This window comes from Nocardioides sp. NPDC006273 (assembly GCF_040613495.1).
Lineage (GTDB): Bacteria > Actinomycetota > Actinomycetes > Propionibacteriales > Nocardioidaceae > Nocardioides.
In genome coordinates, this window is the sequence record NZ_JBEXSD010000063.1 from 1 (window position 1) to 23,024 (window position 23,024).

The 23,024-nt window shown below is 69.9% G+C and carries 25 protein-coding genes; 7 read left to right on the top strand and 18 right to left on the bottom strand.

All coding sequences use genetic code 11. The annotated features are described in order from the left end of the window. The first annotated feature begins 104 nt into the window (after positions 1–104). Positions 105–371, top strand: a complete 267-nt coding sequence (locus ABZZ22_RS22355; RefSeq protein ID WP_354936082.1) for a hypothetical protein — start codon at positions 105–107, stop codon at positions 369–371. Here the strand turns inward: ABZZ22_RS22355 and ABZZ22_RS22360 are convergent. The 4 genes from ABZZ22_RS22360 to ABZZ22_RS22375 all read right to left on the bottom strand — a co-directional run bounded on the left by ABZZ22_RS22360 (position 344) and on the right by ABZZ22_RS22375 (position 4,935). Further along, the gene (locus ABZZ22_RS22360; RefSeq protein WP_354936085.1) at positions 344–940 is read right to left on the bottom strand and encodes an adenylate kinase; all 597 of its coding nucleotides are present in this window, start codon (positions 938–940) and stop codon (positions 344–346) included. The genes ABZZ22_RS22355 and ABZZ22_RS22360 overlap by 28 nt on opposite strands. 120 nt (positions 941–1,060) lie before the next feature. Continuing rightward, positions 1,061–2,422 (bottom strand): NAD(P)/FAD-dependent oxidoreductase, encoded by a 1,362-nt coding sequence (locus ABZZ22_RS22365; protein WP_354936088.1) that lies wholly within the window; start codon positions 2,420–2,422, stop codon positions 1,061–1,063. Position 2,423: 1 nt separating this feature from the next. Further along, a complete protein-coding gene (gene speB / locus ABZZ22_RS22370) occupies positions 2,424–3,488 on the bottom strand; it encodes an agmatinase (RefSeq protein WP_354936091.1) in 1,065 nt (354 codons plus the stop codon). 55 nt (positions 3,489–3,543) lie between these two features. Then, positions 3,544–4,935 carry an APC family permease gene (locus ABZZ22_RS22375; RefSeq protein ID WP_354936094.1) on the bottom strand — a complete coding sequence of 464 codons (1,392 nt, stop codon included), beginning with the start codon at positions 4,933–4,935 and terminating at the stop codon, positions 3,544–3,546. 145 nt (positions 4,936–5,080) lie between these two features. On the opposite strand from ABZZ22_RS22375, the gene ABZZ22_RS22380 reads away from it, so the two are divergent. Genes ABZZ22_RS22380 through ABZZ22_RS22390 form a run of 3 tightly spaced genes read left to right on the top strand, consistent with a single transcriptional unit; the run spans position 5,081 to position 6,228 of the window. Then, a complete protein-coding gene (locus ABZZ22_RS22380; protein ID WP_354936097.1) occupies positions 5,081–5,677 on the top strand; it encodes a TetR/AcrR family transcriptional regulator in 597 nt (198 codons plus the stop codon). A 4-nt stretch (positions 5,678–5,681) separates the two neighbouring features. After that, positions 5,682–6,035 (top strand): alpha-L-fucosidase, encoded by a 354-nt coding sequence (locus ABZZ22_RS22385; RefSeq protein ID WP_354936100.1) that lies wholly within the window; start codon positions 5,682–5,684, stop codon positions 6,033–6,035. Beyond that, on the top strand, positions 6,022–6,228 hold the full coding sequence (locus ABZZ22_RS22390; RefSeq protein WP_354936103.1) for a hypothetical protein: 207 nt from the start codon (positions 6,022–6,024) through the stop codon (positions 6,226–6,228). The genes ABZZ22_RS22385 and ABZZ22_RS22390 overlap by 14 nt, the downstream gene beginning before the upstream one ends. Positions 6,229–6,458: 230 nt before the next feature. Here the strand turns inward: ABZZ22_RS22390 and ABZZ22_RS22395 are convergent, their stop codons facing one another. The 6 genes from ABZZ22_RS22395 to ABZZ22_RS22420 form a co-directional block, all read right to left on the bottom strand. Next, positions 6,459–7,199: an AAA family ATPase gene (locus tag ABZZ22_RS22395; RefSeq protein ID WP_354936106.1), complete on the bottom strand. Its 741-nt coding sequence runs from the start codon at positions 7,197–7,199 to the stop codon at positions 6,459–6,461. A 3-nt stretch (positions 7,200–7,202) separates the two neighbouring features. Continuing rightward, positions 7,203–7,694 carry a MarR family transcriptional regulator gene (locus ABZZ22_RS22400; RefSeq protein WP_354936109.1) on the bottom strand — a complete coding sequence of 164 codons (492 nt, stop codon included), beginning with the start codon at positions 7,692–7,694 and terminating at the stop codon, positions 7,203–7,205. A 53-nt stretch (positions 7,695–7,747) separates the two neighbouring features. Beyond that, positions 7,748–8,965: an AGE family epimerase/isomerase gene (locus ABZZ22_RS22405; protein WP_354936112.1), complete on the bottom strand. Its 1,218-nt coding sequence runs from the start codon at positions 8,963–8,965 to the stop codon at positions 7,748–7,750. After that, entirely contained in the window at positions 8,962–9,834 is an 873-nt protein-coding gene (locus ABZZ22_RS22410) for a carbohydrate ABC transporter permease (protein ID WP_354936115.1), read from the bottom strand. The genes ABZZ22_RS22405 and ABZZ22_RS22410 overlap by 4 nt, the downstream gene beginning before the upstream one ends. Continuing rightward, complete coding sequence (locus ABZZ22_RS22415; RefSeq protein ID WP_354936118.1) at positions 9,831–10,790, bottom strand: sugar ABC transporter permease; 960 nt, start codon at positions 10,788–10,790, stop codon at positions 9,831–9,833. The genes ABZZ22_RS22410 and ABZZ22_RS22415 overlap by 4 nt, the downstream gene beginning before the upstream one ends. Positions 10,791–10,889: 99 nt before the next feature. Continuing rightward, positions 10,890–12,161: an ABC transporter substrate-binding protein gene (locus tag ABZZ22_RS22420; protein WP_354936121.1), complete on the bottom strand. Its 1,272-nt coding sequence runs from the start codon at positions 12,159–12,161 to the stop codon at positions 10,890–10,892. A gap of 168 nt (positions 12,162–12,329) precedes the next feature. Between ABZZ22_RS22420 and ABZZ22_RS22425 the strand changes: the two genes are divergently transcribed. Together ABZZ22_RS22425 and nemA are read left to right on the top strand one after the other, a co-directional pair. Beyond that, a complete protein-coding gene (locus ABZZ22_RS22425) occupies positions 12,330–13,502 on the top strand; it encodes an ROK family transcriptional regulator (RefSeq protein WP_354936124.1) in 1,173 nt (390 codons plus the stop codon). Positions 13,503–13,525: 23 nt separating this feature from the next. After that, positions 13,526–14,617: an N-ethylmaleimide reductase gene (gene nemA / locus ABZZ22_RS22430; RefSeq protein WP_354936127.1), complete on the top strand. Its 1,092-nt coding sequence runs from the start codon at positions 13,526–13,528 to the stop codon at positions 14,615–14,617. 124 nt (positions 14,618–14,741) lie between these two features. On the opposite strand, the gene ABZZ22_RS22435 is transcribed toward nemA, so the two are convergent. Continuing rightward, on the bottom strand, positions 14,742–15,920 hold the full coding sequence (locus ABZZ22_RS22435) for a damage-control phosphatase ARMT1 family protein (protein WP_354936130.1): 1,179 nt from the start codon (positions 15,918–15,920) through the stop codon (positions 14,742–14,744). Positions 15,921–16,027: 107 nt separating this feature from the next. Here ABZZ22_RS22435 and ABZZ22_RS22440 point away from each other — a divergent pair, with 107 nt between their 5' ends. Then, the gene (locus tag ABZZ22_RS22440; RefSeq protein WP_354936133.1) at positions 16,028–17,488 is read left to right on the top strand and encodes an NCS2 family permease; all 1,461 of its coding nucleotides are present in this window, start codon (positions 16,028–16,030) and stop codon (positions 17,486–17,488) included. A gap of 36 nt (positions 17,489–17,524) precedes the next feature. Here the strand turns inward: ABZZ22_RS22440 and ABZZ22_RS22445 are convergent, their stop codons facing one another. From ABZZ22_RS22445 to ABZZ22_RS22475, 7 genes are read right to left on the bottom strand one after another with little or no spacing between them, the layout of a single operon-like run. After that, positions 17,525–18,550, bottom strand: a complete 1,026-nt coding sequence (locus ABZZ22_RS22445) for an LLM class flavin-dependent oxidoreductase (RefSeq protein ID WP_354936136.1) — start codon at positions 18,548–18,550, stop codon at positions 17,525–17,527. 13 nt (positions 18,551–18,563) lie between these two features. Further along, positions 18,564–19,316: an urease accessory protein UreD gene (locus ABZZ22_RS22450; RefSeq protein ID WP_354936139.1), complete on the bottom strand. Its 753-nt coding sequence runs from the start codon at positions 19,314–19,316 to the stop codon at positions 18,564–18,566. Next, a complete protein-coding gene (ureG, locus tag ABZZ22_RS22455; RefSeq protein ID WP_354936142.1) occupies positions 19,291–20,016 on the bottom strand; it encodes an urease accessory protein UreG in 726 nt (241 codons plus the stop codon). Before ureG ends, ABZZ22_RS22450 begins: the two co-directional genes overlap by 26 nt. Beyond that, positions 20,009–20,671, bottom strand: coding sequence for an urease accessory UreF family protein (locus ABZZ22_RS22460; RefSeq protein WP_354936145.1), 663 nt, complete (start codon positions 20,669–20,671; stop codon positions 20,009–20,011). The genes ureG and ABZZ22_RS22460 overlap by 8 nt, the downstream gene beginning before the upstream one ends. Positions 20,672–20,676: 5 nt before the next feature. Beyond that, the gene (locus ABZZ22_RS22465; RefSeq protein ID WP_354936148.1) at positions 20,677–22,371 is read right to left on the bottom strand and encodes an urease subunit alpha; all 1,695 of its coding nucleotides are present in this window, start codon (positions 22,369–22,371) and stop codon (positions 20,677–20,679) included. Beyond that, the gene (gene ureB, locus ABZZ22_RS22470; protein WP_354936178.1) at positions 22,371–22,706 is read right to left on the bottom strand and encodes an urease subunit beta; all 336 of its coding nucleotides are present in this window, start codon (positions 22,704–22,706) and stop codon (positions 22,371–22,373) included. The genes ABZZ22_RS22465 and ureB overlap by 1 nt, the downstream gene beginning before the upstream one ends. Before the next feature lie 13 nt (positions 22,707–22,719). Further along, positions 22,720–23,022 (bottom strand): urease subunit gamma, encoded by a 303-nt coding sequence (locus ABZZ22_RS22475; RefSeq protein ID WP_354936151.1) that lies wholly within the window; start codon positions 23,020–23,022, stop codon positions 22,720–22,722. Positions 23,023–23,024 lie beyond the last annotated feature (2 nt).

Here is a 23,024-nt window from a genome sequence, read left to right on the forward strand (position 1 = left end):
CGTACGCATCCTGGCCAGCCATGCCGGCGCACGAGCGATCCGCCAAGAGCTCTCGCGGCGCCACTTCCTGAGCCTGGCTGGACGCAGCGGTCGAGGACGCCGCCGTGGGCTACGGCGACGTCCTCGAGGTGTCCAACGCCCAGGTCGCGCAGGCACTCGCCGCCTCGGGTCGCGGGATCGCGGTCGTCTCCGACGACCCGCGCTTCGGCCTGGTGCCCCTGCACATCGAGGCACCGGCGGGGCGGGTCCGGATCAGGCTGTACGCCGCCTGGGACCCGCAGCACCACGCCGCCGAGGCCCTCGCGGCCCTGGCCGAGCGGCTCTCTTCCTTCTGCGTCGAGCGCTACGGCGCCGAGGTCGCCGTCCGCTGAGCCGACATCGACGTCAGCACGGCCAGGATCCGTTCGGTGACCTCGTCGACCGGGCCGAGGCCGTCGACGGTGGTGAGCAGGTCACGAGCGGCGTACGCGTCGGCGAGCGGGCCGGTCTCGGCGGCGTACACCTCGAGCCGGCGGCGGATGACCGACTCGGTGTCGTCGGCGCGGCCCTGCTCCTCGGACCGAGCCAGGAGCCGGCTCACCAGCTCGTCGGGGTCCGCCTCGAGGAGCACCACCGCGTCGAGCCCGCCGCCGGAGAGCTCGAGGAGCGAGTCGAGCTCAGCCACCTGCTGCGGGGTGCGCGGATAGCCGTCGAGGAGGAACCCGTCGGCGCAGTCACGCTCGCCCAGGCGGTCGGCGACCATGGCGTTGGTGATCTCGTCCGGGACGTACTCGCCCGCGTCCATGTACGTCTGTGCCGCCACGCCCAGCGCGGTCTGCTGGGCGACGTTCGCCCGGAAGATGTCGCCTGTCGAGATCGCCGGCACGGCGAAACGCTCGGCGATGACGGCGGCCTGGGTGCCCTTGCCGGCACCGGGCGGTCCCATGATGAGGAGGCGCATACGAAGGGTGGACCTTTCTCGAGGGTGGCGCGCTCACCCCCACGATGAGCGCGCCGATCGCAGGCTAGGACGCGATCCGCTGCGATCACGTTGCATGCCTGGAGATCTCCCACAAATCCGTCAGAGGGTGCGCCCGTCGCGAATCCGACGAGCGATCTCGTCCCCCACACGTACGGCACCATCGACGTGCTGGAAGCCGTGGCCGGCGACGTCGCTGCTGCCGAACTCGATCGGACCGAGCGGTTCGCGCAGCACCGCTCCCCACCTGGTCAGCCCACCGAGGTCGAAGCTCGTCCCGTACGCCCCGCCGGTGAGCTCCTGGTGCTGCCAGTCGCTCTCGACGTAGGTGAGCGGCTCGAGCGCCGCGTCCCCGAAGTACGTCGCCAGCGACGCGAGCACCTGCCGGCGCCGCTCCTCGTCGGTAAGTCGTCCGGCGACGTCCGCACGCTCGTCGGAGACGAAGCCGACCAGCGTCCCGCGCTGCTCGCCCTCGGGCGTGTTGTCGTAGACCTCGTGGACCAGCTCCCAGGGCGCGAAACCGGTGCCGCTGAGGCCGTCGGCGCGCCAGAACGGCGTCTCGTACTGCGCCTGCACCTTGATGACCAGCCCGAACGACTGGTGCTCGCGGGCCATCCGGTGCTCGGCGGGAAGCTCGGGCCTGAACCGGATCCGCTTGACCAGGGTCGGCGGCACCGCAAGGACGAGTCGGCGGGCGGCGTGGATCTCGGTGCCTACATGGACGACGGCGCCGTCCTCGTCCCACTCGACCAGCGTGACGTCCTGGCCGAGGCGGACCCGGTCCCCCAGCCGCTCGGCCAGCGTCAGCGGCACCCGCTGCAGACCGCCGACGACCCGGCGGTCGAGGATCACGTCGGCGTCGACGAGGTTGCTGAACGACCCCGCGCTGGCGGCCATCTGCACGGCCTGGAGCGCCGAGAAGGAGTGGGCGGGCTTCGTCAGCATCGCCGGCCCGATGTAGAGCGCGACGTTGTCGACGGCCACCGGGTCGTCGCACCGCTCCTCGAGCCAGGCTCGGAACGAGACGCTGTCGAGATGGGCGGCGTCCTCGAGATCCCACGGCCGGGCCGGGTCCATCCCTGCGGCCAGCGCGTCGAGCGCCTTGGTCAGCTGCGCGATCGCCGCCAGCGTGGGCTCCTCGACCGGCAGATCGTCACCGAAGCGATGCGTGACACCCGCCTTGTCGACGTAGAGCGACTCACCGTCGCGGAACCGCGGATAGGTCGGCAGCCTGAGCTCGTCGAGGATCCCGAGCAGGGCGTCCTGGTCCGGCGAGACCCACTGGCCGCCGATCTCGAAGTCGGCCTCCGCCCCCGGCGCACCGTGCGCCTCGGTGCGCAGCCGGCCGCCGACGCGGTCGCGCGCCTCGAGGACGAGCACGTCCTTGCCTGCCTGGGCGAGTCGCCAGGCCGCGGTCAGGCCGGTCACCCCGGCGCCGACCACGATCACGTCGTGGGTCGTCATGTCAGTTCTCCTGTTTGTCAGTGTCGGTGCGGCGCTGGTCGGGGCGCTGGTCCGGCCGCTGGGCCAGCAGCGGCAGGCTCGGGTCCCAGCGGGTCCCGTCGGACTGGTCGCGCCTGCGGCGGGCGATGCCCGAGAGCGCCTCGAGGACGACCCGGTTGGCGAGGAACGAGGTGATGTCGGCGTGGTCGTAGGGCGGGGAGACCTCGACGACGTCGATTCCGACCACCGGGAGCTCGTAGGCGATCCGGCGGACCGCGTCGAGCAGCTGGCGGGCGGTGAGGCCGCCCGGCTCCGGAGTGCCGGTGCCGGGCGCGTGCCCGGGGTCGCAGACGTCGATGTCGACCGAGAGGAAGACCCCGTCGCACTCGTCGGTGGCGATCGTGAAGGCCTCGGTGAGGCACTCCTCCAGCCCACGGTGCACGATCTCGGTCATCTCGTAGGACCGCATGCCCTGCTCGGCCATCCAGTCCAGCGTCTCGGGCTCGGGCCAGTAGCCGCGCAGCCCCATCTGCAGGAACCGGTCGCCGCGCAGCGCACCCGACTCGATGAGCCGGCGCATCGGCTGGCCGTGTCCGATGAGCGAGCCGAACTCGATGTCCCCGGTGTCGGCGTGGGCGTCGAAGTGGATCATCGACACGCGTCCCTGACCGAGGTGCTGGGCGACGCCGGCGGCGTCGGGCCAGGCGATCGTGTGGTCGCCGCCCAGCACCAGCGGGATGGCACCGTTGCTCGTCACGGCGTGGACCGCCTCCTGGAGGTCGCGCACCGAGCGCTCCGCGTCGCCGGAGTACATCTCGACATCGCCCGCGTCGAGCACCTTCAGGTCCCGCAGCGCGTCGACGCGCATCGCGAGCGAGGGCCGCGACCCGTCGTGGGGCAGATAGCAGGTCTGCCGGATGAACTGCGGGCCGAACCGGGTGCCCGACCGGTGCGAGGTGCCTCCGTCGAAGGGGGCACCGAGGATGACCACGTCGGCACCCTCGTACGTCGCGGGGTCGGCCCAGTCACACCGGTCGACGCCCAGGAAGGTGATGTCGGGGCCGAACTGGGTTCCGTAGCGAGCCATGTCGTTCTTCTCTCTTGTTCGATTCTCGTGGTGGACAGCTGCGCCCATTCAGGGCTCAATCCTCGGTCGGTTCGACGACGAGGAACCGCTCGCCGGGCCGGCGGGCCAGGAAGAGGTAGTAGTAGGTGAGGGCGGCGACCACCACACCGGCCGTGATCAGGATGTCCAGACGCGCGGAGCCGGCCAGCGCGTAGCCGATCGCGCCGATGACGACCAGCGGCGGCAGCGGCCACAGCGGCATCCGCCAGGCCTGGGTGGCCGGCGCCTGACGGCGGGCGCGGAGCGCGGCGATCGCGACGACGACGTACATCGTGGAGATGACCACGGAGGTCACCCCGAGCAGCGCCTCGATCTCGACGGCGCCGGCGAGGATGGCTCCCGGGATGCCGATGACGAGGGTGGCCAGCCACGGGGTGGCGTAGCGGGGGTGCAGCTTGGTGAGGACGCCGTTGACCGGGGTCGGCCAGGAGCGGTCGCGCGCGGAGGCGTAGACGACCCGGGCGTTCTGCAGCACCATCACGATGACGGCGTTGAGGATCGCGATGGCGATGGCGACGTTCACGGCGACGGCGACGCGATCGCCGCCCCACGCGGCCACCCACTGGGAGAAGTTGCCGGAGGCGAGGTCGCTGAGGTCGTCGACCGCGAGGACCGTGGTCACGGTCGGGACGAGGATGACGAGGCCACCCAGGCCGAGGGTCCAGAAGATCACGCGGGCGACGTTGCGGCGCGGGTCGACGATCTCCTCGGACAGGTAGACGGTGGTGCCGAAGCCGCTGATCAGGAACGTGCTCACGGCGAGGCCGGAGATGAGGATCGCGAGCGTGAACGGCTCCAGGCCGCCGTTCTCACCGATGACGTGCGGGGAGACCAGCTCGCCAGGGCCACGCTGGATGTGGCCGAGACCGAGGATCGTGACGACGACCGCGGCGATCAGCTCGAGGGCGAGGAAGGTGCCGGTGACGACGGCGTTGGCCTTGATGTTGAGGATCGCCGTGGCCGTCGAGAGCAGCATCACGATCGCGCCGGTCGCGGCCCGCGGCAGATCCACCAGGTCGGCCAGGTAGTCGGCGGTGCCGAGGGCGAAGATCGGCGGGATGAGCCAGAGCAGCACGCCCGCCAGCGAGAACGTCAGCCAGCCCATCGACTTGCCGAGCGTCTGGGTGACCATCGCGTACTCCCCGCCGGAGCTGGCGGTGCGGGTGCCGAGCTCGGCGTAGCAGGCCGCGATCGCGATCGAGACCGCGAAGCCCGCCACGACGGCCAGCACCGCGCCGCTCCCCTGCATCGCGAACAGCTCCGGGACGATGATGAACAGGCTCGATGCGGGCGTGATGCACGACAGCACCAGGAGGATCGCCGCGCCGGGCCCGAGCACTCGCGCGAGCTTGCGCCGATCGGGCGCCGGCGTCACCTCGTCCGGCGTCACCTGCATGGATTCGATCATCGCGTTCTCCTTGGGAATGAGGGTACAGCGAGTTTTGAACGCCGTACAAAACTTTGAACGGTGTTCAAAGTGACCCAGATCACCGCTAGAGTCAAGGGGGCCGACCGAAGATTTTGCGAAGCGAGCACGAGGGGACACTGGTGAAGTGACACGGACACGCTCCAACCGACGCCTGGAACGACCGCGCGAGCAGGTGCTCGCGACCACCCTGGAGATGGTGGCGGAGGAGGGGCTCGCCAAGGTCACGATGGCGTCCCTCGCCGCTCGGCTCGGCACCAGCGGCGGCCATCTCCTCTACTACTTCGGCACCCGCAACGGCCTGCTTCTCGAGACCCTGCGATGGAGCGAGAGCGAGTACGCCGCGCAGCGGGCACCCATCCTGGAGAAGGTCGAGCAGGACGGATCCGGGGGCGTCGACGCGCTGCTGTCCTTCACCGACGTCTACCTCGCCCTCGACGAACGCGACCCCCGCTGGCTCCTGTGGCTCGAGCTGTGGGCGCGGGCGCCGTACGACTCCGAGCTCGCCGCCGCGCAGCGCGCGATGGACGACGAGTGGCACGCCGACCTGGTCCGGCTCTTCGCTGCCGCCCTCCCCCAGGTGCCCGGCCGCGAAGCCCTCTCCGAGCGCCTGCGGGCGATGTGGGACGGCTTCAGCATCGGCATCGTCACCGGCGGCGGCACCGCCCTGCGCGAGCACGCCCTCGAGCACACCCGCGCCGCCGTCACCGGCCACGAGGGGTAGCGGCATGACGGTCGCCTCCTGGTTCCCCGAGGCGCAGCTGGGCATCTTCGTCCACTGGGGCATCTACAGCGTTGATGGCATCGCCGAGTCCTGGTCGTTCTACGACGGCCGCGTCTCCTACGCCGCCTACATGGCCCAGCTCGACGGCTTCACCGCCTCGCGGTTCGACGCCGACGCCTGGGCGGAGCTCTTCGAGCGGGCCGGGGCGACGTACGCCGTGCTCACCACCAAGCACCACGAGGGGTCGCGCTCTACGAGACCGCCGCAGGCGACCTCTCCGTGGTCAGCCGGACCCCGGCGGGCCGGGACGTCGTCGCCGAGTTCGTCGAGGCCGTACGCCGCCTGTGCTTGGGCGTGATGGTGCCGAGCGCCTCGAGGCGCTCGGCGACTGGGTCTCCCGACACTCCCCCGCGGTCCGCGGCATCCGGCGCGGACTGCCCCACGGCCACTTCTACGGCCCGACCGCCCTCTCCGACGACGGGCGGACACTGTTCCTCTACGTCCTGGACCGGCCCAACGACTACGTCGTGGTCCGGGGTCTGCGCAACTAGGTCCTCAGGGCGTACGTCCTCGGGACCGGCTCCGAGCTCGGTCATCAGCGCATCGGCGGGCTCCACGAGGTCCCCGGCTGGGAGTACGTCTTCACCACCGACGACGACCTCGACCCGCTGTGCACCGTGATCGCTCTCGAGCTCGACGGTGAGGCCTCGGTCCACCGGGAGCACCAGGCTCACTAGTGCCCACCGGAGCCCACCGGAGCCCACCAGAGCCCACCAGAGCCTCAGTCCTCCAGGACGTACCGCAGATATCTCGCCGGGTCCGCGAGGAACCGTCGGGTCAGGTTGACCGGTTCGGCGTCGTCGTAGGAGACCTGCTCGATGCGTCCCTCGTCGTCGAACTGCAGGATCCTCGCGCCGGGCACCGAGAGCAGGACCGGAGAGTGCGTGGCGATGATGAACTGCGATCGCTCGTCGGCGAGCTCGACGATGCGGGCGACCAGCGCCAGACAGCCCTTCACCGAGAGCGCCGCCTCGGGTTCGTCGAGGATGTAGAGACCGCCGGGCCAGAACCGGTTCATCACCAGGTCGAGGAACGACTCTCCGTGGGAACGCTCGTGGGGCGAGACCCCGCCGTAGGCGTCCGAGGTGGCCAGACCGAGGCTCTCGATCTCGGTGGCGACGTTGTAGAACGACTCCGCCCGCAGGAAGAAGCCGGTGCGCGGTCGCTTGAGGCCGCGCTGGACCACGATGTAGTCGGCGAGGGACGACTCGGTCGCGCGGGTGGCGAAGCGGAACGAGATGGAACCGCCCTCGGCGTTGAACCCGGACGCGACCGCGATCGACTCGATGATCGTGGACTTCCCGGTCCCGTTGTCGCCGACGAGGAACGTCACCCGTTCGTCGAAGTCGATCCCCTCTCCGCGGGCCAGCTCGCGGACCGCGGGCAGGGTGAACGGATACCGACCGGTGTCATGCTCGGGGTCGAGGGTCACTCGAGCGACGTAGCGCTCGTCGAACCGCATGCCTCAGCACGCTTTCGGGTCGATGGGCGGCCTCTTCGCGCCGGTCGGGTCGAGACGCTCGAGCATGATCCCGGCGATCTCGGCCAGCTGGCTCACCTGGTCGGGGCTCAGCGAGTCGAAGACGTACTCGCGCACGGCGCCCACGTGACCAGGAGCGGAGGCGACCATCTTCTCGTGGCCGGCCTCGGTGAGACGTACGTTGGTCGCCCGACGGTCACCAGGACAGGTGAGCCGCTCGATGAGGCCACGGTCCGCCAAGCGCTTGACCACGTTGGAGAGCCGGGGCAGCGTCGCGTTGGTGAAGCCCGCCAGCTCCGTCATCCGCAGGGTCCGGTCGGGCGCATCGGAGAGCATGGCCAGCACGCCGTAGTCGAAGTGGGTCAGGCCGGCGTCGCGGCGCAGCTGGGAGTCGAGCGCGCCCGGGAGCAGCTCGAGGACGCCGATCAGGCGAACCCACGCCGCCCGCTCCTCCGGCGACAGCCAGTTGCCCTCCACGCCACGGAGTGTGCCGCAGAAAGTTGCCCGGAACAACAAAGGAACACCGGCGGTCAGGAACTGACGCCTCGCGGAGGGGTGGACTGGCTGAGCTGCACCGAGAGGACGGGGGCCAGCGGCATCTGGGCCAGCAGGACGGCCTGATAGGCGTGGTAGACGTCCGGCTTCCCACGCCAGACCACGTGCGACGGACGGTTGTGCTCGTCCAGCTCGTGATGCCAGCTGCCGTGCTCGTGGTCGACGAGGTGCGTCTCGATGTACGCCTCGAAGCGCTGTCGCCACTCGTCGTAGGTCGCTTCGCCGGTGCGGGTGTACAGCGCGCCGGCGGCGGCGAGCGCCTCCGCGGCCACCCAGTGCAGCCGCAGCCGGGTGACCGGCGTGCCGTCCCAGGAGGTCGTGTAGACGAAGCCGGTCTCACCGTCGGCGGCCCAGCCCACCTCGACGGCACGGGCGAACAGCGCCCGGGCGTCCTCCACCAGCCACGACGGAGCGTCCGGCAGGGTCGCATCCAGGTGCAGCAGCAGCCGCGACCACTCCAGGAGGTGCCCGGGGGTGCAGCCGTAGGGCCGGAACGGATCGCCGGGCCGGTCGGCGTTGTAGTCGAGCAACGGCGACCAGGAGAGGTCGAAGTGCTCGGGCAGGTCATAGCCGTGCGCGCGGGCGACCCCATGGATCAGGTGCTCGGAGATGGCCAGCGCCCGCTGGTGCCAGGCACCGTCGCCGGTGACGTCACCCGCGGCCAGGAACGCCTCCACCGTGTGCATGCTGGAGTTGGCTCCGCGATAGGCCTCCCCCGACCCGAGATCGCGCTCGAGACTGTCGACCACGCGGCCGGAGTCGTCGAGGAAGTGCTGCCACATCACGCCCAGCGCCTCGTCGAGCAGCGTGTCCGCCCCTGGCACACCGGCCGTGACCCCGCTGCTCGCCGCCAGAATCACGAAGGCGTGCGCGTAGGCCTCCTTGAGGGTGCCGATCGGCTCGCCGTCGGTCGAGACCGAGGCGTACCAACCGCCGAGTTCGTCGTCACGCAGCGCGCCCGACAGCGCCCTGATGCCGTGGGCGGCGAGCTCGGCGGCCTCGGAGCCCGGCAGGTCCCCGCGCAGGTGCGCGAGCGCGAAGACGTGGGTCATCCGGGCGGTGATCCAGGTGTGCACCGGCTCGGCCGGGTCCGGGCGACCGGACTCGTCCAGCCACCAGAAACCGGCGGGCGAGGCCGCCGACGGCCGGGCGAACCCGGCCAGCCGGCGGCACTCGTGGTCCGGGTCGATCATCCCTTGACCGACCCCGCCATCAGCCCGCCCACGAAGTAGCGGCCGAGCAGGATGTAGATGATCAGCGTCGGGACGGATGCGATCAGTGCGCCCGCCATGCTGGCGGAGTAGTCCTGCAGCTGACCGCTCGCCAGGAAGTTGAGCGCGATCGTGACCGGCCCGTTCTGCGAGGTCGAGAAGAAGAGCGCGAACAGGTAGTCGTTCCACGCCGAGGTGAACTGCCACATCAGCACCACCACGAACGCCGGCGCCGAGATCGGCAGGATGATCGAGGCGTACGTCCGCAGCATGCCGGCGCCGTCGACCCGAGCCGCCTCGACGAGCTCGACCGGGACCCCGGCGTAGTAGTTGCGGAAGATCAGCGTGGTGATCGGCAGGCCGTAGACGACGTGCAGCACGATCAGGCTCGGGACGCCCGAGGGGACGCCGAGGTTGCCCATCAGCTGGACCAGCGGCACCATCACGGCCTGGTAGGGGATGAACATCCCGAACAGGATCAGCGTGAACACCACGTCGGCGCCCGGGAAGCGCCACTTGGAGAGCACGAACCCGTTCATCGAGCCGAGCACCGAGGAGATGATCGAGGCCGGGATGACCATCGCGAACGTACGCCCCAGCGCCGGCCCGAGCTGCTCCCAGGCACGTGCCCAGCCGGCTGTCTCCCAGGACTCAGGAAGCTTCCAGGCGTTGGTGGGAGTGGCGTCGCCGATCCCCTTGAAGCTGGTGACGAACAGGACGTACGCCGGGAGCAGGACGATCAGCGCGAAACCGATCAGCAGGACGTACTTGATCGTGCGGGCGACCCCGCGGGAACGCTGTCCGGGGACCCGGGAGGCGACAGCCGCCGGGATGGCTTCAGTCGTCGTCATCGGCGACGCTCCTGACGGTAGGTGGAGACGAGGTAGGGCACGATCAAGATGGCCACGATCAGGAGCAGGACCGTTCCGATGGCGGCCGACTTGGCGTAGTCACCGCGGGTGAACTCGATCCACATCTGGGTGGCCGGCACCTGGGTCGTGTAGTTGGTCTGGCCTGCGATCGCCATGATCAGGTCGAAGACCTTCAACGACATGTGCCCGATGATGATGATCGCCGAGAGGGCGACCGGGCTCAGCTGCGGGAAGATGACGTGCCGGTAGAGCTGCCACTCCGAGGCGCCGTCGATCCGGGCCGCTTCGCGCAGCTCCTCGGGGATCCCGCGGAAGCCGGCCAGGAAGAGCGCCATCACGTAGCCGCTGAGCTGCCAGATCGCAGGCACGGCGATCGCCACGATGCCCCACCGCTCGTTGGTCCACCACGGGTTCGCCAGGAAGCCGAGGTTGAGCGACTCGAAGAGCCGGTTCAGACCGGAGGCACGGTCGCCCTCGGCGTTGTTGAGCAGCCAGCGCCAGACCACACCCGAGGCGACGAACGAGACAGCCATCGGGAACAGGTAGATCGCCCGGAACAGCGACTCGCCGCGGGCCTTGCGCTCCAGCAGCCACGCCCACAGGAACCCCAGGCACAGGGTGCCGACGAGGAACGTGGCGGTGTAGAGCAGCAGGTTGCGCAGCGAGTAGATGAAGTCGTCGTCGGTGAACAGGTCTCGGTAGTTGTCCAGCCCGGCGAAGCCCTGCGACGGCCCGATGTTGTGCCGGTCCTGCAGGGAGGTGTGGATGTTGGATCCGATGAGGCCGTAGACGAAGACCCCGATGACGATGACGGTCGGCAGGATCAGGAGTACGGGCGCGACCCACCCGCGCCCGCCGGGGCGGCGGCCCCTGGGGCGTCTGGGCTGCTGGGACCGTCCGGGTGGCTTGACGGCGCCGGGCACCGTGGAGGACATGTGTCCGTCCTTTCACAAAGGGCGGCCGAGGAGCTGCGGCGGATGCTGCCTGCCGCAGCCCCTCGGACCGGGTGGGTCATCAGGCTCGAAGAGCCCTGGTCACTCGGGCTTGTTGTCCTCGGCGGCCTCGACGAGGCCCTCCTGGAGCTCGGCGACGTCGTTCTTGCTGCCGAACTTCGCGACCGCGGCAGTGATGTCGGTCAGCCAGTTGACCGAGGTCGCGGCACCGTGGGCGAGCGAGGAGACGATCTCGTCCTCGGCCCACGACTTGATCGCGGTCTGCTGGTACTCGTTGAAGTCGGCGGTGTCGGCCGTGGTGCTGGCCGGGATCGAGCCCTTCGCCTTGTTGAAGGCCACCTGGCCCTCGTCGCTGGCGATGGTGTCGAGCCAGGCCTCCGTGCCCTCGGGGTTGGGGCCGTCAACCGGCATGGTGAACGAGTCGGCCAGGAAGTCGAAGACGCCAGCGGTGCCCGGGACCGGGGTCGCGGTGTAGTCGGTTCCGAGCGTCTTCTTCTGCTCCTGGAAGGCCGCCTCGGCCCAGTCACCCATGACGTTGAACGCGGCCTGGCCGTCGATGACCAGCTGGGTCGCGTCCGGCCAGTCGAGTCCCTGACGGTCGGTGTTGGTCAGCGAGAGGAGCGTGCTGTAGTTCGCCAGCGCGGCCTCGACCTCGCTGCCGCTCCAGTCGGTGGTGCCGTCCCAGAGACCGTTGTACGCCTCGACGCCGAGGTCAGCGAGAAGCACGCTCTCGAGCAGGTGGACCTGCGTCCAGTCGGTCGCGACCGAGAGCGGGATGATGCCCTTGGCCTTGATCTTCTTCAGGTCCGCGATCCAGGCGTCGAGCGAGTCGTAGGTCTTATCGGCCTCGATGCCGGCCTTCTCCAGGACGGCCGGGTTCGCCCAGAGCACGTTGGCACGGTGGATGTTCGAGGGGACGGAGTAGATGCCGCCGTCCTGCTTCAGTCGCTCGAGGAGGCCCTCGGGGAAGCGCTCGTTCCAGCCCTTCTCCTCGTAGAGGTCGGTCAGGTCCTCGATCTGGCCGGCGTTGATGTAGTCGGTCAGCTCGGCGCCCGCGTGCGCCTGGAAGGTGGCCGGCGGCTCACCGTTCTGCAGCCGGGACTGGAGCACGTTCTTCGCGTCGCTGCCGGCGCCGCCGGCGACGGCCCCGTTGACGAACTTCAGATCGGGGTTCTGGTCGTCGAACACCTTGACCAGGGCGTCGAGCCCGGCCTTCTCACTACCCTCGGCCCACCAGGTGAAGACCTCCACCTCATTGGTGCTGCCGCTCTCACTGTCGCTCCCGCAGGCGGAGACCGCCAGCAGGCTCAGGGCGGCCAGGCCGGCGGCCAGGGCCTTACGCGTTGCGTTCATCTTTGATCCTCCGGTTGCGCGACCGCTACGTCGGTGAGTGATCTGGGTTACTCGCGGCCGCGTGCCGGGACAACGTACGCCTCTCCTTTCTGTCTAGTCAACGCACAACGAAGGACGTTTCCAACCTGATATCTGTCGCAATTCGACATAATCCCCTACAGTCTCGGCATGACCACTCCGGAGTCGCGGCTGCGCGTCACCAATCGTTCCCAGGTTCTGGATCTCCTGGGACGGTCGGCGCCGGTCAGCCGAGCCGAGCTCGCCCAGCGCACCGGACTGTCCCGCAGCACGGTCTCGAGCATCGTCCAAGAGCTGCTCGCCTCCGAGCAGATCGTCGAGACCACCGGCGCTGCCCTGCCCCGCGGAGGCGGGCGGCCGCCGTCGCTCCTCACCGTCAACGGCGCTCCCGGCACGCTCGTCGGCGTCGACATCGGCCACCGCCACGTCCGGGTCGCGGTCGCCGACCTGGCGGCGAAGCCCCTGGCCGAGCACGAGATCCGGCTCGATGCCGACAACTCCCCCATCGAGACCATCGACCGGGCCGCGGCGCTCGTGCACGAGTGCCTGGCGACGGCCGGCATCGACCCCAGGACGGACCGGATCCTCGGAGTCGGCATGGGGATCCCCGGGCCGGTCGACCCGCACAGCGGGATCGTCGTCTCCCCCATCCTGGCCAACTGGATCGACCTGGCTCCGGGCGAGGAGCTGGCCCGCCGCCTCGGCATCCCCGTGCACGTCGAGAACGACGCCAATCTCGGCGCGCTCGCCGAGGTCGCGCACGGCGCGGCGCGCGACGTCGACGACGTCATCTACGTCAAGGCCTCCAGCGGCATCGGCGCCGGGCTGATCCTGGCGGGCGAGCTCTTCCGGGGCGTCACCGGGATCGCCGGCGAGATCGGCCACGTACGTTTCGAGGACAACGGCCCGATCTGCCGCTGCGGCAACCGCGGTTGTCTGGAGAAGGCGTTCGGCGGTTCCAGGCTCGTCGAGCTGCTGCAGCCCGCCTACGCCGAGAGGCTGAGCGTCGAGCGGCTCCTCGAGCTCGCCCAGGAGGGCGACATCCGGGTCAACCGGATCCTCGACGACGCCGGCCGTGCCGTCGGTCGCGTACTGGCCGATCTGTGCAACCACCTCAACCCAGCCCTGATCGTCGTGGGCGACACGATGCGCGACTCGGAGTCATTCGTCCTCGGAATCAAGGACTCCATCGACCGATTCACCCAGCCCGACACCGCCGCGGCGCTCGAGGTGATGCCGAGCGAGCTCGGCGAGAACGCCGGCGTCATGGGAGCGCTCGTCATCGCGAACTCGGGCGCTCCGGCTCCGCGGGGAACAATATGAGCAACCGCTCAGTTGAGCGTCACATGACTTCACTCTTCTCACCGTTGAGCCTGGGTTCGACGACCCTCCCCAACCGGGTCCTGATGGCACCGCTCACCCGGATGCGCGCCAGCCAGCCCGGTGACGTACCCAACGCGTTGATGGCCGACTACTACCGCCAGCGCGCCTCCGCGGGGCTGATCGTCTCCGAGGGCACCCAGATCTCGCCGCAGGGCAAGGGCTACATGGACACCCCGGGCATCTACTCGGCCGAGCAGGTCGAGGGGTGGCGGCGGATCACCGACGTCGTGCACGAGGCCGGCGGACGGATCGCGGCGCAGCTGTGGCACACGGGCCGGGTCTCCCACGAGTCGTTCCACGGCGGCGACCTCCCGGTGAGCGCCTCCGCGCTCCCCTACCGCAACCGCACCACCGTACGCGGCGAGGACGGCACCCCGACCCGGGTCAGCTGCCCCACTCCCCGCGCCCTGGAGACCGAGGAGATCGCGGACGTGGTCGACGACTACCGTCGTGCCACCCGCAACGCCCGCGAGGCCGGCTTCGACATGGTCGAGGTCCACGGCGCCCACGGCTACCTGCTGCACCAGTTCGCCAGCGCGAGCAGCAACGAGCGCACCGACCCCTACGGCGGCTCCCTGGAGAACCGCGCTCGCCTCACCCTCGAGGTCCTGGACGCGGTCGTCGCGGAGTGGGACGCCGAGCACGTCGCCATCCGGATCTCCCCGATCGGCTCGTTCAACGGCGTCGAGGACCCCGAAGGCGCCGAGATGGGCCTCTACCTCGCCACCGAGATCGGCAAGCGCGGCATCGCGTTCCTGCATCTCTCCGAGCCCGACTGGGCCGGCGGCCCCGAGCTGAGCGACGACTACCGCAAGCAGCTGCGCACCGCACACCCCGGCCCGATCGTGGCCGCCGGCTCCTACACCTCGGAGAAGGCCGAAAGGCTTCTCGGGGCCGACCTGATCGACGCGGCCGCCTTCGGGCGCACCTTCATCGCCAACCCGGACCTGCCCCGGCGCCTGCAGGAGCAGCTGCCCCTCAACGAGCAGAACCCGGCGACATTCTACGGCGGCGGCGAGGCCGGTTACACCGACTACCCGGAGTGGACCGCCTGAGCCCTGATCCGCGGCTCACCTGGGCGCGCACGGCGGGGGCCCTTCCTCTGGAATGGTCCTCCGCCATGCGGGATCCCGCGATGTCTGCCCTGCCCCCAGCTTCAGGGAACCGGCAGCCGGAGGCTTACGGGAGATGCGCCTGGAGCACCGCGTGAGTCCCGTCGGTGCGCCAGCCGGGTTCGTACGCTTCCAGAAGCGCGAGGCGATCTTCCGGGATACCGACAGCCAGGTCGGACTTCAGCGTCCGTAACGCCACCAGCGGCGCTGGGAAGTGCCCGACGAGGTCGGAGAAGCTCGAGGTGGGCGGCCAGCGTCGGTCGCCGACAAGTCGACGATAGTTGAGGTCGCCCTTGATGATCACGAGCCCCGATTCCTTGAATCCACCAGCGAGATCGTCGGGGAGGTCGTGGAAGGTCAGCGGGCTGCACCAGAACGCGTGGGCTTGGATCGCTATCCGCCCGTCGGTGATCGCAGCCGTGAGTCGTGCTGTCATGGCGGCCACCGCGCCGGTGTGGCTGCTGAGGTGGCCAAGGATCGTGAGCAGGTCATGGACGGTGGCGTCGGAGACGAAGTAGGGCTGCGGCTTCAGATGCAGGACCACCCGCGCCGCCCGACCTGTGCTCAAGAGCCGGTCGATGAGCAGCAGGTCGGAGACGAGCTCACGGCCGGCGTTGTCTGCGATCAGGTCCACCCTGCCCGCGTCGTGCTCACTCAGATGGGACCAGACCTCGTTGGCGTCGTCGACGATGAGATCGTCGACCTGCGCGGCGTCGGCCGATTGTGGCTTGGAGAGCCGGAACCCGAGATCGGACCGATTGCCCCACAACGATGCGAGCAGAGCACTGTGCAGCCCCTCCTCTTCTGGGGCTGTGACGATGCCCGCGATCTGGTCCAGGTCCCGAACCAGCTCGCCCGAGACGAGTTCAGCATCCTTCTGCGACTTGAACGGGTCGACACCAGCCCACGGACCGTCGCCGAAGTAGCCGGTGGCCTGCAACAGAAGCCGGTAGAAGTAAGACTCGGCCCACAGGAACGGAACCTCCAGCCAAGGGCGACCGACGTACGGGGCAACCCAGACCTCCCATGCGATTCGGTCCGCGGAAGGCTCGGTGAAGGGCTGCACGACGTCCCGGATCGTCTCGCCGAGCTGGTCGAGGCTGCGCTGGACCGCCGGCGGGTACGGGACGCTCGATCGCACCTTCGCGATCAGCTCGGGGTGTCGTCGGGTCAGCACACCGTTGCCGAAGGAGTCGGGCGCCTTGGAGTCGATCTCCTCGGCGCTCATGCCCTGGCCGGTCTCCATCGTCGGGCTCCTTCCGTCTTGGTCGAACGTAGCGCACCGGCCACTCGCGAAGCTGTCCGTCGCAGGGAGGTCAAGGCCCAGCGGCCCACATCTGCGATGATTCGGCCGTGAGCATCTCGACCCCGTCACGTACCAACGCCGTTGATCGGTTCTTCCAGATCAGTGCCCGCGGCTCCACGGTCGGACGCGAGGTCCGAGGCGGCGTGGTCACGTTCGTCACGATGGCCTACATCGTCGCGCTGAACCCGCTGATCCTGGGCTTCGCGGAAGACGTCAACGGTGACCTCCTCGGTGGCAGCAGCGGCGACAACATCGCCGCGATCGCGGCCGGGACGGCGCTGGTGGCGGGTGTCATGACGATCCTGATGGGCCTCGTCGCGAACTACCCGATGGCGTTGGCCACCGGGCTCGGGCTCAACGCGTTCGTCGCGTTCTCGATCGCGGGGCAGATGACCTGGGCCGACGCGATGGGTCTGGTGGTGATCGAGGGTCTGGTGATCCTCGTGCTGGTCCTGACCGGGTTCCGGGAGGCCGTCTTCCACGCCGTGCCGCGCGAGCTCAAGACCGCGATCTCGGTCGGGATCGGCCTGTTCATCGCGGTGATCGGCTTCGTCGACGCCGGGTTCGTACGCCGCATCCCCGACGCCGCGAACACCACCGTCCCGGTGCAGCTGGGCCCGGCCGGGCAGCTCGCGGGCTGGCCCGTGCTGGTCTTCGTCATCGGTCTCGCCCTGGTCATCACGCTGTGGGTGCGCAAGGTGCGCGGCGCGATCCTGATCTCGATCGCCGTGACCACGCTCCTGGCCATCATCGTCGAGGCGATCGCCAAGCTCGGCGCGAGCAGCGCCGAGAACCCGACGGGCTGGTCGCTCAACGTCCCGGCGCTGCCGGACAAGATCGTCGACTGGCCGTCCTTCGCGACGCTGGGCGAGTTCAACCTGCTCGGCTCCTTCGAGAGCGTCGGCATCGTGACCGTGGTGCTGCTGATCTTCACGCTCATGCTCGCCGACTTCTTCGACACGATGGGCACGATGACCGCGATCGGCTCCGAGGCCGGTCTGCTGCAGAAGGACGGCACCCCGGCGCGTACGCGCTCGATCCTGGTGGTCGACTCGCTGGCCGCCGCGGCCGGCGGTGCCGGCGGTGTCTCCTCCAACACCTCCTACGTCGAGTCCGCCTCCGGCGTCGGCGAGGGCGCCCGCACCGGCCTGGCGGCGGTCGTCACCGGCGTGCTCTTCCTGCTCACCACCTTCCTGGCTCCCCTCGTCACCATCATCCCGTCGGAGGCTGCGGTGCCTGCCCTGGTGCTGGTCGGCTTCTTGATGATGCAGCAGGTCAAGGACATCAACTGGAGCGATCCGGGCATCGCCATCCCCGCGTTCCTGACGATCGTGCTGATGCCGTTCACCTACTCGATCTCGGTCGGCATCGGCGCCGGCTTCCTCGCCTACGTGCTCATCACGATCGTCCGCGGCGAGGCGAGGAAGCTGCACCCGCTGATGTGGCTGGTGGCGGTGCTGTTCGCCGTCTACTTCGCGATCCACCCGATCTCGAGCTGGCTGGGCTGATACTGAGGGCAGATTCTGGGGCTGGTGCTGGGCCGTTCAGCCCAGCATGTCCTTGACGAGCGGTACGACCCGGGTGCCGTAGAGCTCGATCGAGCCCATCAGGTCCTCGTGACACACGCGGCCCTGGTCGTACTTCAGGTCGAACCGGTCGACGCCGAGCACCTTGATGGTGCCGGCCAGCTTCCGGGCGACCGTCTCGGGCGAGCCGACGTAGAGGGACCCGCCCTCGATCTCGCGCTCGAAGTCGCCGGGGTTCGGCGGCGGCCAGCCGCGCTCGCGACCGATCTGGGTACGCATGGCCAGCCAGCCCTCGTAGACAGTCTCGCGGGCCTGCTCGTCGGTCTCCGCGACGAACCCGGGCGAGTGGACGGCCACGCGCTGTCGCGGCACCTTGAACTCGTCCTGGGCGCGCTCGAAGAGGTCGATGTAGGGCGCGAACCGGTCGGCCGGACCGCCGATGATGGCCAGGAAGAGGCCGAAGCCGTGACGGGCGGTGCGTACGACGGACTCGGGGCTCCCGCCGACGCCGACCCAGGCGGTCAGGCCGTTCTCGGTGCGCGGGAAGACCTCCTGGTCGGTGAGCGCCGCGCGGGTGCGCCCCTCCCAGGTGACCTTCTCCTCCTTGAGCAGCGCGGAGAGCAGCTCGAGCCGCTCCTCGAAGAGCTCCTCGTAGTCTGCGAGGTCGAAGCCGAACAGCGGGAACGACTCGGTGAACGACCCGCGCCCGGCCACGATCTCCGCGCGACCGTCGGAGACCGCGTCGAGGGTGGCGAACCGCTCGTAGACCCGCACCGGGTCGTCGGAGCTGAGCACGGTCACCGCGGAGCCGAGGCGCAGCCGGTTGGTCCGGGCCGCCACGGCGGCGAGCACCATCTCCGGGCTGGAGACCGCGAAGTCGCGGCGGTGATGTTCCCCCACGCCGAAGAAGTCGAGCCCGACCTGATCGGCCAGCACACCCTCGTCGACGATGTTGCGGATCACCTGCGCGTGGTGCTGCGGCTTGCCCTCGGCGTCGTGGGTGACCCCGCCGAAGGTGTCCAGTCCGAACTCGATCTCAGTCATGCCGGTTGAAACATCAACCAGTCTTGACGCATTCCCAGGGTTGTGCCGGGATCTCATGGGCCTCGTCGGCCAGGTGGCGCCACAGCGTGCCGCCGCGCTCCAGGTCGAGCCGGCCATCCGGGCAGACGCCGGGAGGCACGTCTCGCCCGAGCGCGGTCACCGACGCGAGCACCCGGTGTTCGCCGAGGAGACCTGGCGCCAGCGAGCTCGCGTCCAGGTCCAGGGACTCGACCAGGAGCGGGCGCCCGTCGGCCTGATGGGCCGACCAGGTGGTGACCACCCGGCCGGGGCGCTCACCGTGGCGGCCGAGGATGAGGGTCTCGCGCAGGGCGAGCCGGGCGCCGGGGCCGAGGGTGACCCGGGTGTCCCGGGTGACGTCGGCGCCGGCGGAGGCCACAAAGGGCTCGCCGGCCCAGACCAGGCTGGCATCCGCGGCGAGAGTGATCGCGACCGTCCAGTCCGCGTGACCGCCATCCATGTCGTAGGCGACCGTCCCGGCCGGCTCGACCAGGGTCAGGCACGCGCCCTCCCCCACCTCGACCTCGACCGTGACCTGGTCGCCGGCCAGGAGCATCGCGCCGTCGGGGACCAGCGAGATCCGGGCCGAGCGGGCGTCGCTGGAGAGCAGCATCGGCCGCAGCGCCGGAGCCGTCGAGGGTCCGCCGACTTCGGTCTCCACGCGCACCCGCCCGCCCTCGACCGCCTCGACCCGAACCCGGGTCAGGGAGCCGCTGGCCAGCTCAGGCGTGCTGATGGTCGTGGACATGCTCGGCGTCGTGCTCGTGGGCGTGGAAGTGCGGCGCCATCGGACCCGGGTCGGCCGGAACCAGGCCACCGCCGCGGTGTCGGGCCAGCTCTGACCTCACCCACTCCACCAGCGCCACCACGGAGGCCGGGTCGGTGCGGGAGAGCGCGATGACCGGACGACCTTCGCGGACCGACCCCGCATCGGCGACCATCGCGACCGGGTCGACACCGACGTACGGCGCCAGGTCGGTCTTGTTGACCACTAGCAGGTCGGCGCGCTCGATGCCGGGGCCTCCCTTGCGGGCGACGTCACCACCGCCGGCGACGTCGATCAGGAAGATCTGGGTGTCGACCAGCGCCGGGGAGAAGGTGGCGGTGAGGTTGTCGCCGCCGGACTCGACCAGCACCACGTCCAGCGGCGCGAACTCGTCCTCGAGCTCCTCGACGGCGATCAGGTTGGCGGTGACGTCGTCGCGGATGGCGGTGTGGGGGCAGGCGCCGGTCTCGACGGCGCGGATGCGGGCCGGGTCGAGCACGCCGGCGGAGCGGAGGAAGCGAGCGTCCTCGTCGGTGTAGATGTCGTTGGTGACCACCCCGATCTCCAGGTCGGCGGAGAGCTCACGGCACAACAGCGCGATCAGCGAGCTCTTGCCCGTCCCAACAGGTCCGCACACCCCGATGCGCAGCCCTCTGTCGTTCTTCGTCATGGTTTCAGGCACTGAACAACCTCCTGGTCGTGTGGGCGTGGGTCTGGGCCCACAGGTCGAGCTCGGGCGCGCTGGGCGCCGGGATGTGATGGGGATCGGTGAGCGGGGCGACCTCGACGGCGAGCCGCTCGGCCTCCGGGAGCAGGTCATGAACCCACGAGGTGGCGTCGAGCGGGTCGAGGGGCAGCAGCTTGAGGGCTGCGGACGCGACCGTCTGCAGATCGTCGTACGCAACCAGCCGGCCCAGCGAGGCCGGCGCGATGCCACCGGTGGCCCCTGCCGCAGCCAGGACGAGCGGTCGGCAGGGCCGCTCGAGGGCGGCCACCACCGCGGCGTGTGGCGAGTCCGGGAACAGGCGTCTGACCAGCCGCAACAGCGCACGACCGAGGGTGCGTGAGGTGTCCCGCATGGGAGCCGCGGGGGTGCGGGCCGCCCAGGCGTCCAGGACCGGCTCCAGCGGCAGACCAGCGCGCAGGCGGTGCAGCGCCACCACCGACGTGCCCGCCTCCACCCTCACGACGCTGGCCAGTCGCGACCGCATGAAGGCCGGCACCTGCTCGGCGGTGAGGCCGGATCGTACGGCCGCCTCCAGCTGGCCCGACTGGGTGTGGCCGGCGACCGGGAGGCGGGCGTCGGCCAGCAGCATCAGAAGCAGCGTCTCGGACATCGCGCTCAGAACATCGAGTAGAGCTGCGTCAGCGGCAGCTCGGTCGCGGGAGCGGGCTCGATCAGCTCGCCATCGACATGGATGCGGAACGTCTCCGGCTCGACCCGGATCTCGGGAGTCGCGGAGTTGTTGACCATGTCGGCCTTGCCGATCGCCCGGGTCGGCGCGATCCCGACAAGACGACGGCGCAGGCCGAGGCGATCGGCCAGCCCCGCCTCCAACGCGGCCGGCGCGACGAACGAGACCGCGTGATCTGCCCCGGGCCCCACCAGCGCCGGCCGCATGAGCACCGGCTGCGGCGTCGGGATGGAGGCGTTCGGGTCGCCGAGGGCACCCCAGACCAGCGCTCCGGCCTTCATGACCACCTCCGGTCGGATACCGAAGAACCGCGGGTCCCACAGGACCAGGTCGGCCATCTTGCCGGGCTCCACGGAGCCGACCTCGGCGGCGATCCCGTGCGCGATGGCGGGGTTGATCGTGTACTTGGCGACGAACCTCTTGGCTCTGATGTTGTCCGCCTTCCCACCCAGCGAGCCGAGCCGGGCCTTCATCACATGGGCGACCTGCCAGGTACGACAGACGACCTCGCCGATGCGGCCCATCGCCTGGGCGTCGGAGGAGGTGATCGACAGGGCACCGAGGTCGTGCAGGACGTCCTCGGCGGCGATCGTCGTCGCCCGGATCCGGGACTCGGCGAAGGCCAGGTCCTCGGGCACCCGCGGGTTGAGGTGGTGGCAGACCATCAGCATGTCGAGGTGCTCGGCGACGGTGTTGACCGTGTGCGGCAGAGTCGGGTTGGTGGAGCCGGGGATGACGTGGGGCAGCGAGGCGACCGAGAGGATGTCGGGCGCGTGCCCTCCCCCGGCGCCCTCGGCGTGGAAGGCATGGATGGAACGGCCGGCGATCGCTGCGACCGTCGACTCCAGGTAGCCCGCCTCGTTGAGCGAGTCCGAGTGCAGCGCGACCTGGAGGCCGTGCTCGTCGGCGGCCTTGAGCGCGGCATCGATGGCGGCCGGGGTCGAGCCCCAGTCCTCGTGGACCTTGTAGGCGGCGGCTCCGGCCAGCGCCTGCTCGGCCAGCCCGGCCGCGGAGACGGTGTTGCCCTTGCCCATCAGCAGCAGGTTGACCGGCATGTCATCGAGCGCGCGGTGGATGGTCTCCAGGTGCCATGGACCGGGGGTTACCGTGGTGGCCTTGGAGCCCTCCGAGGGTCCGGTGCCGCCACCGCCGACAGTGGTGATCCCGGTCGAGATCGCCTCGACGATCTGGGACCGGGAGAGAAGGTGCACGTGGATGTCGATCGCCCCGGCGGTGAGGATCTTCCCCTCGCCGCTGACCACGTCGGTGCCCGGTCCGATGACCAGGTCGGGGTGGACGCCGTCCGCGATGTCGGGGTTGCCGGAGCGCCCCAGGGCGACGATCCTGCCGCCCCGGATCCCCACGTCGGCCCGGACGATGCCCCAGTGGTCGAGCACGAGGGCGTTGGTGATCACCGTGTCGAGGGCACCCTCGGCCCGGGGCACCGTCGACTGGTTCATCGATTCACGGATCGACTTCCCGCCACCGAAGACCGACTCCTCGCCACCGGCGGTCAGGTCGTCCTCGACCTCGATCCACAGGTCGGTGTCACCGAGCCGCACCTGGTCGCCGGTCGTGGGGCCGTAGAGCGCGGCGTACTCGCTCCTGCTGATCTCCACCATCACGCCTCCCCGGTGGTCGAGCTTGTCGAGACCACGGAGATCCCGGGCACGACCCGAGCACCCTTGAGCGCGACGATCGCGACCTCACGCGACGCCCCCGGCTCGAACCGGCGGGAGGTGCCGGCGGGGATGTCGAGCCGGAACCCCTCGGCTGCATCGCGGTCGAAGTCGAGCGCGGAGTTCACCTCGGCGAGGTGGATGTGGGAGCCGATCTGGACCGGTCGGTCGCCGGTGTTGAGGACGACCAACGTACGCCGCTCCGACTCGCTCCGGTCGGTGTTGAGCCGGATGGTGCCGTCGGCGACGCGTACGGCTCCGGGACCACTGGACTGCATGGACATCTCCGCTTCATGCGATGGGCTGGTGGATGGTGACGAGCTTGCGACCGTCGGGGAAGGTCGCTTCGACCTGCACCTCGACGAGCATGTCGACCACGTCGGGCATGACCTGCTGACGGGACAGCACGGTGCGTCCACGACTCATCAGGTCGGTCACCGACGCGCCCTCACGGGCGCGCTCGATCACCCAGGTGGAGAGCAGGGCGACCGACTCGGGGTAGTTGAGGAGCACCCCGCGGGCGAGCCGGTCGCGAGCGACCATCCCAGCCACGGACAGCAGCAGCTTCTCGGTGTCGGACGGGGTCAGATGCATCT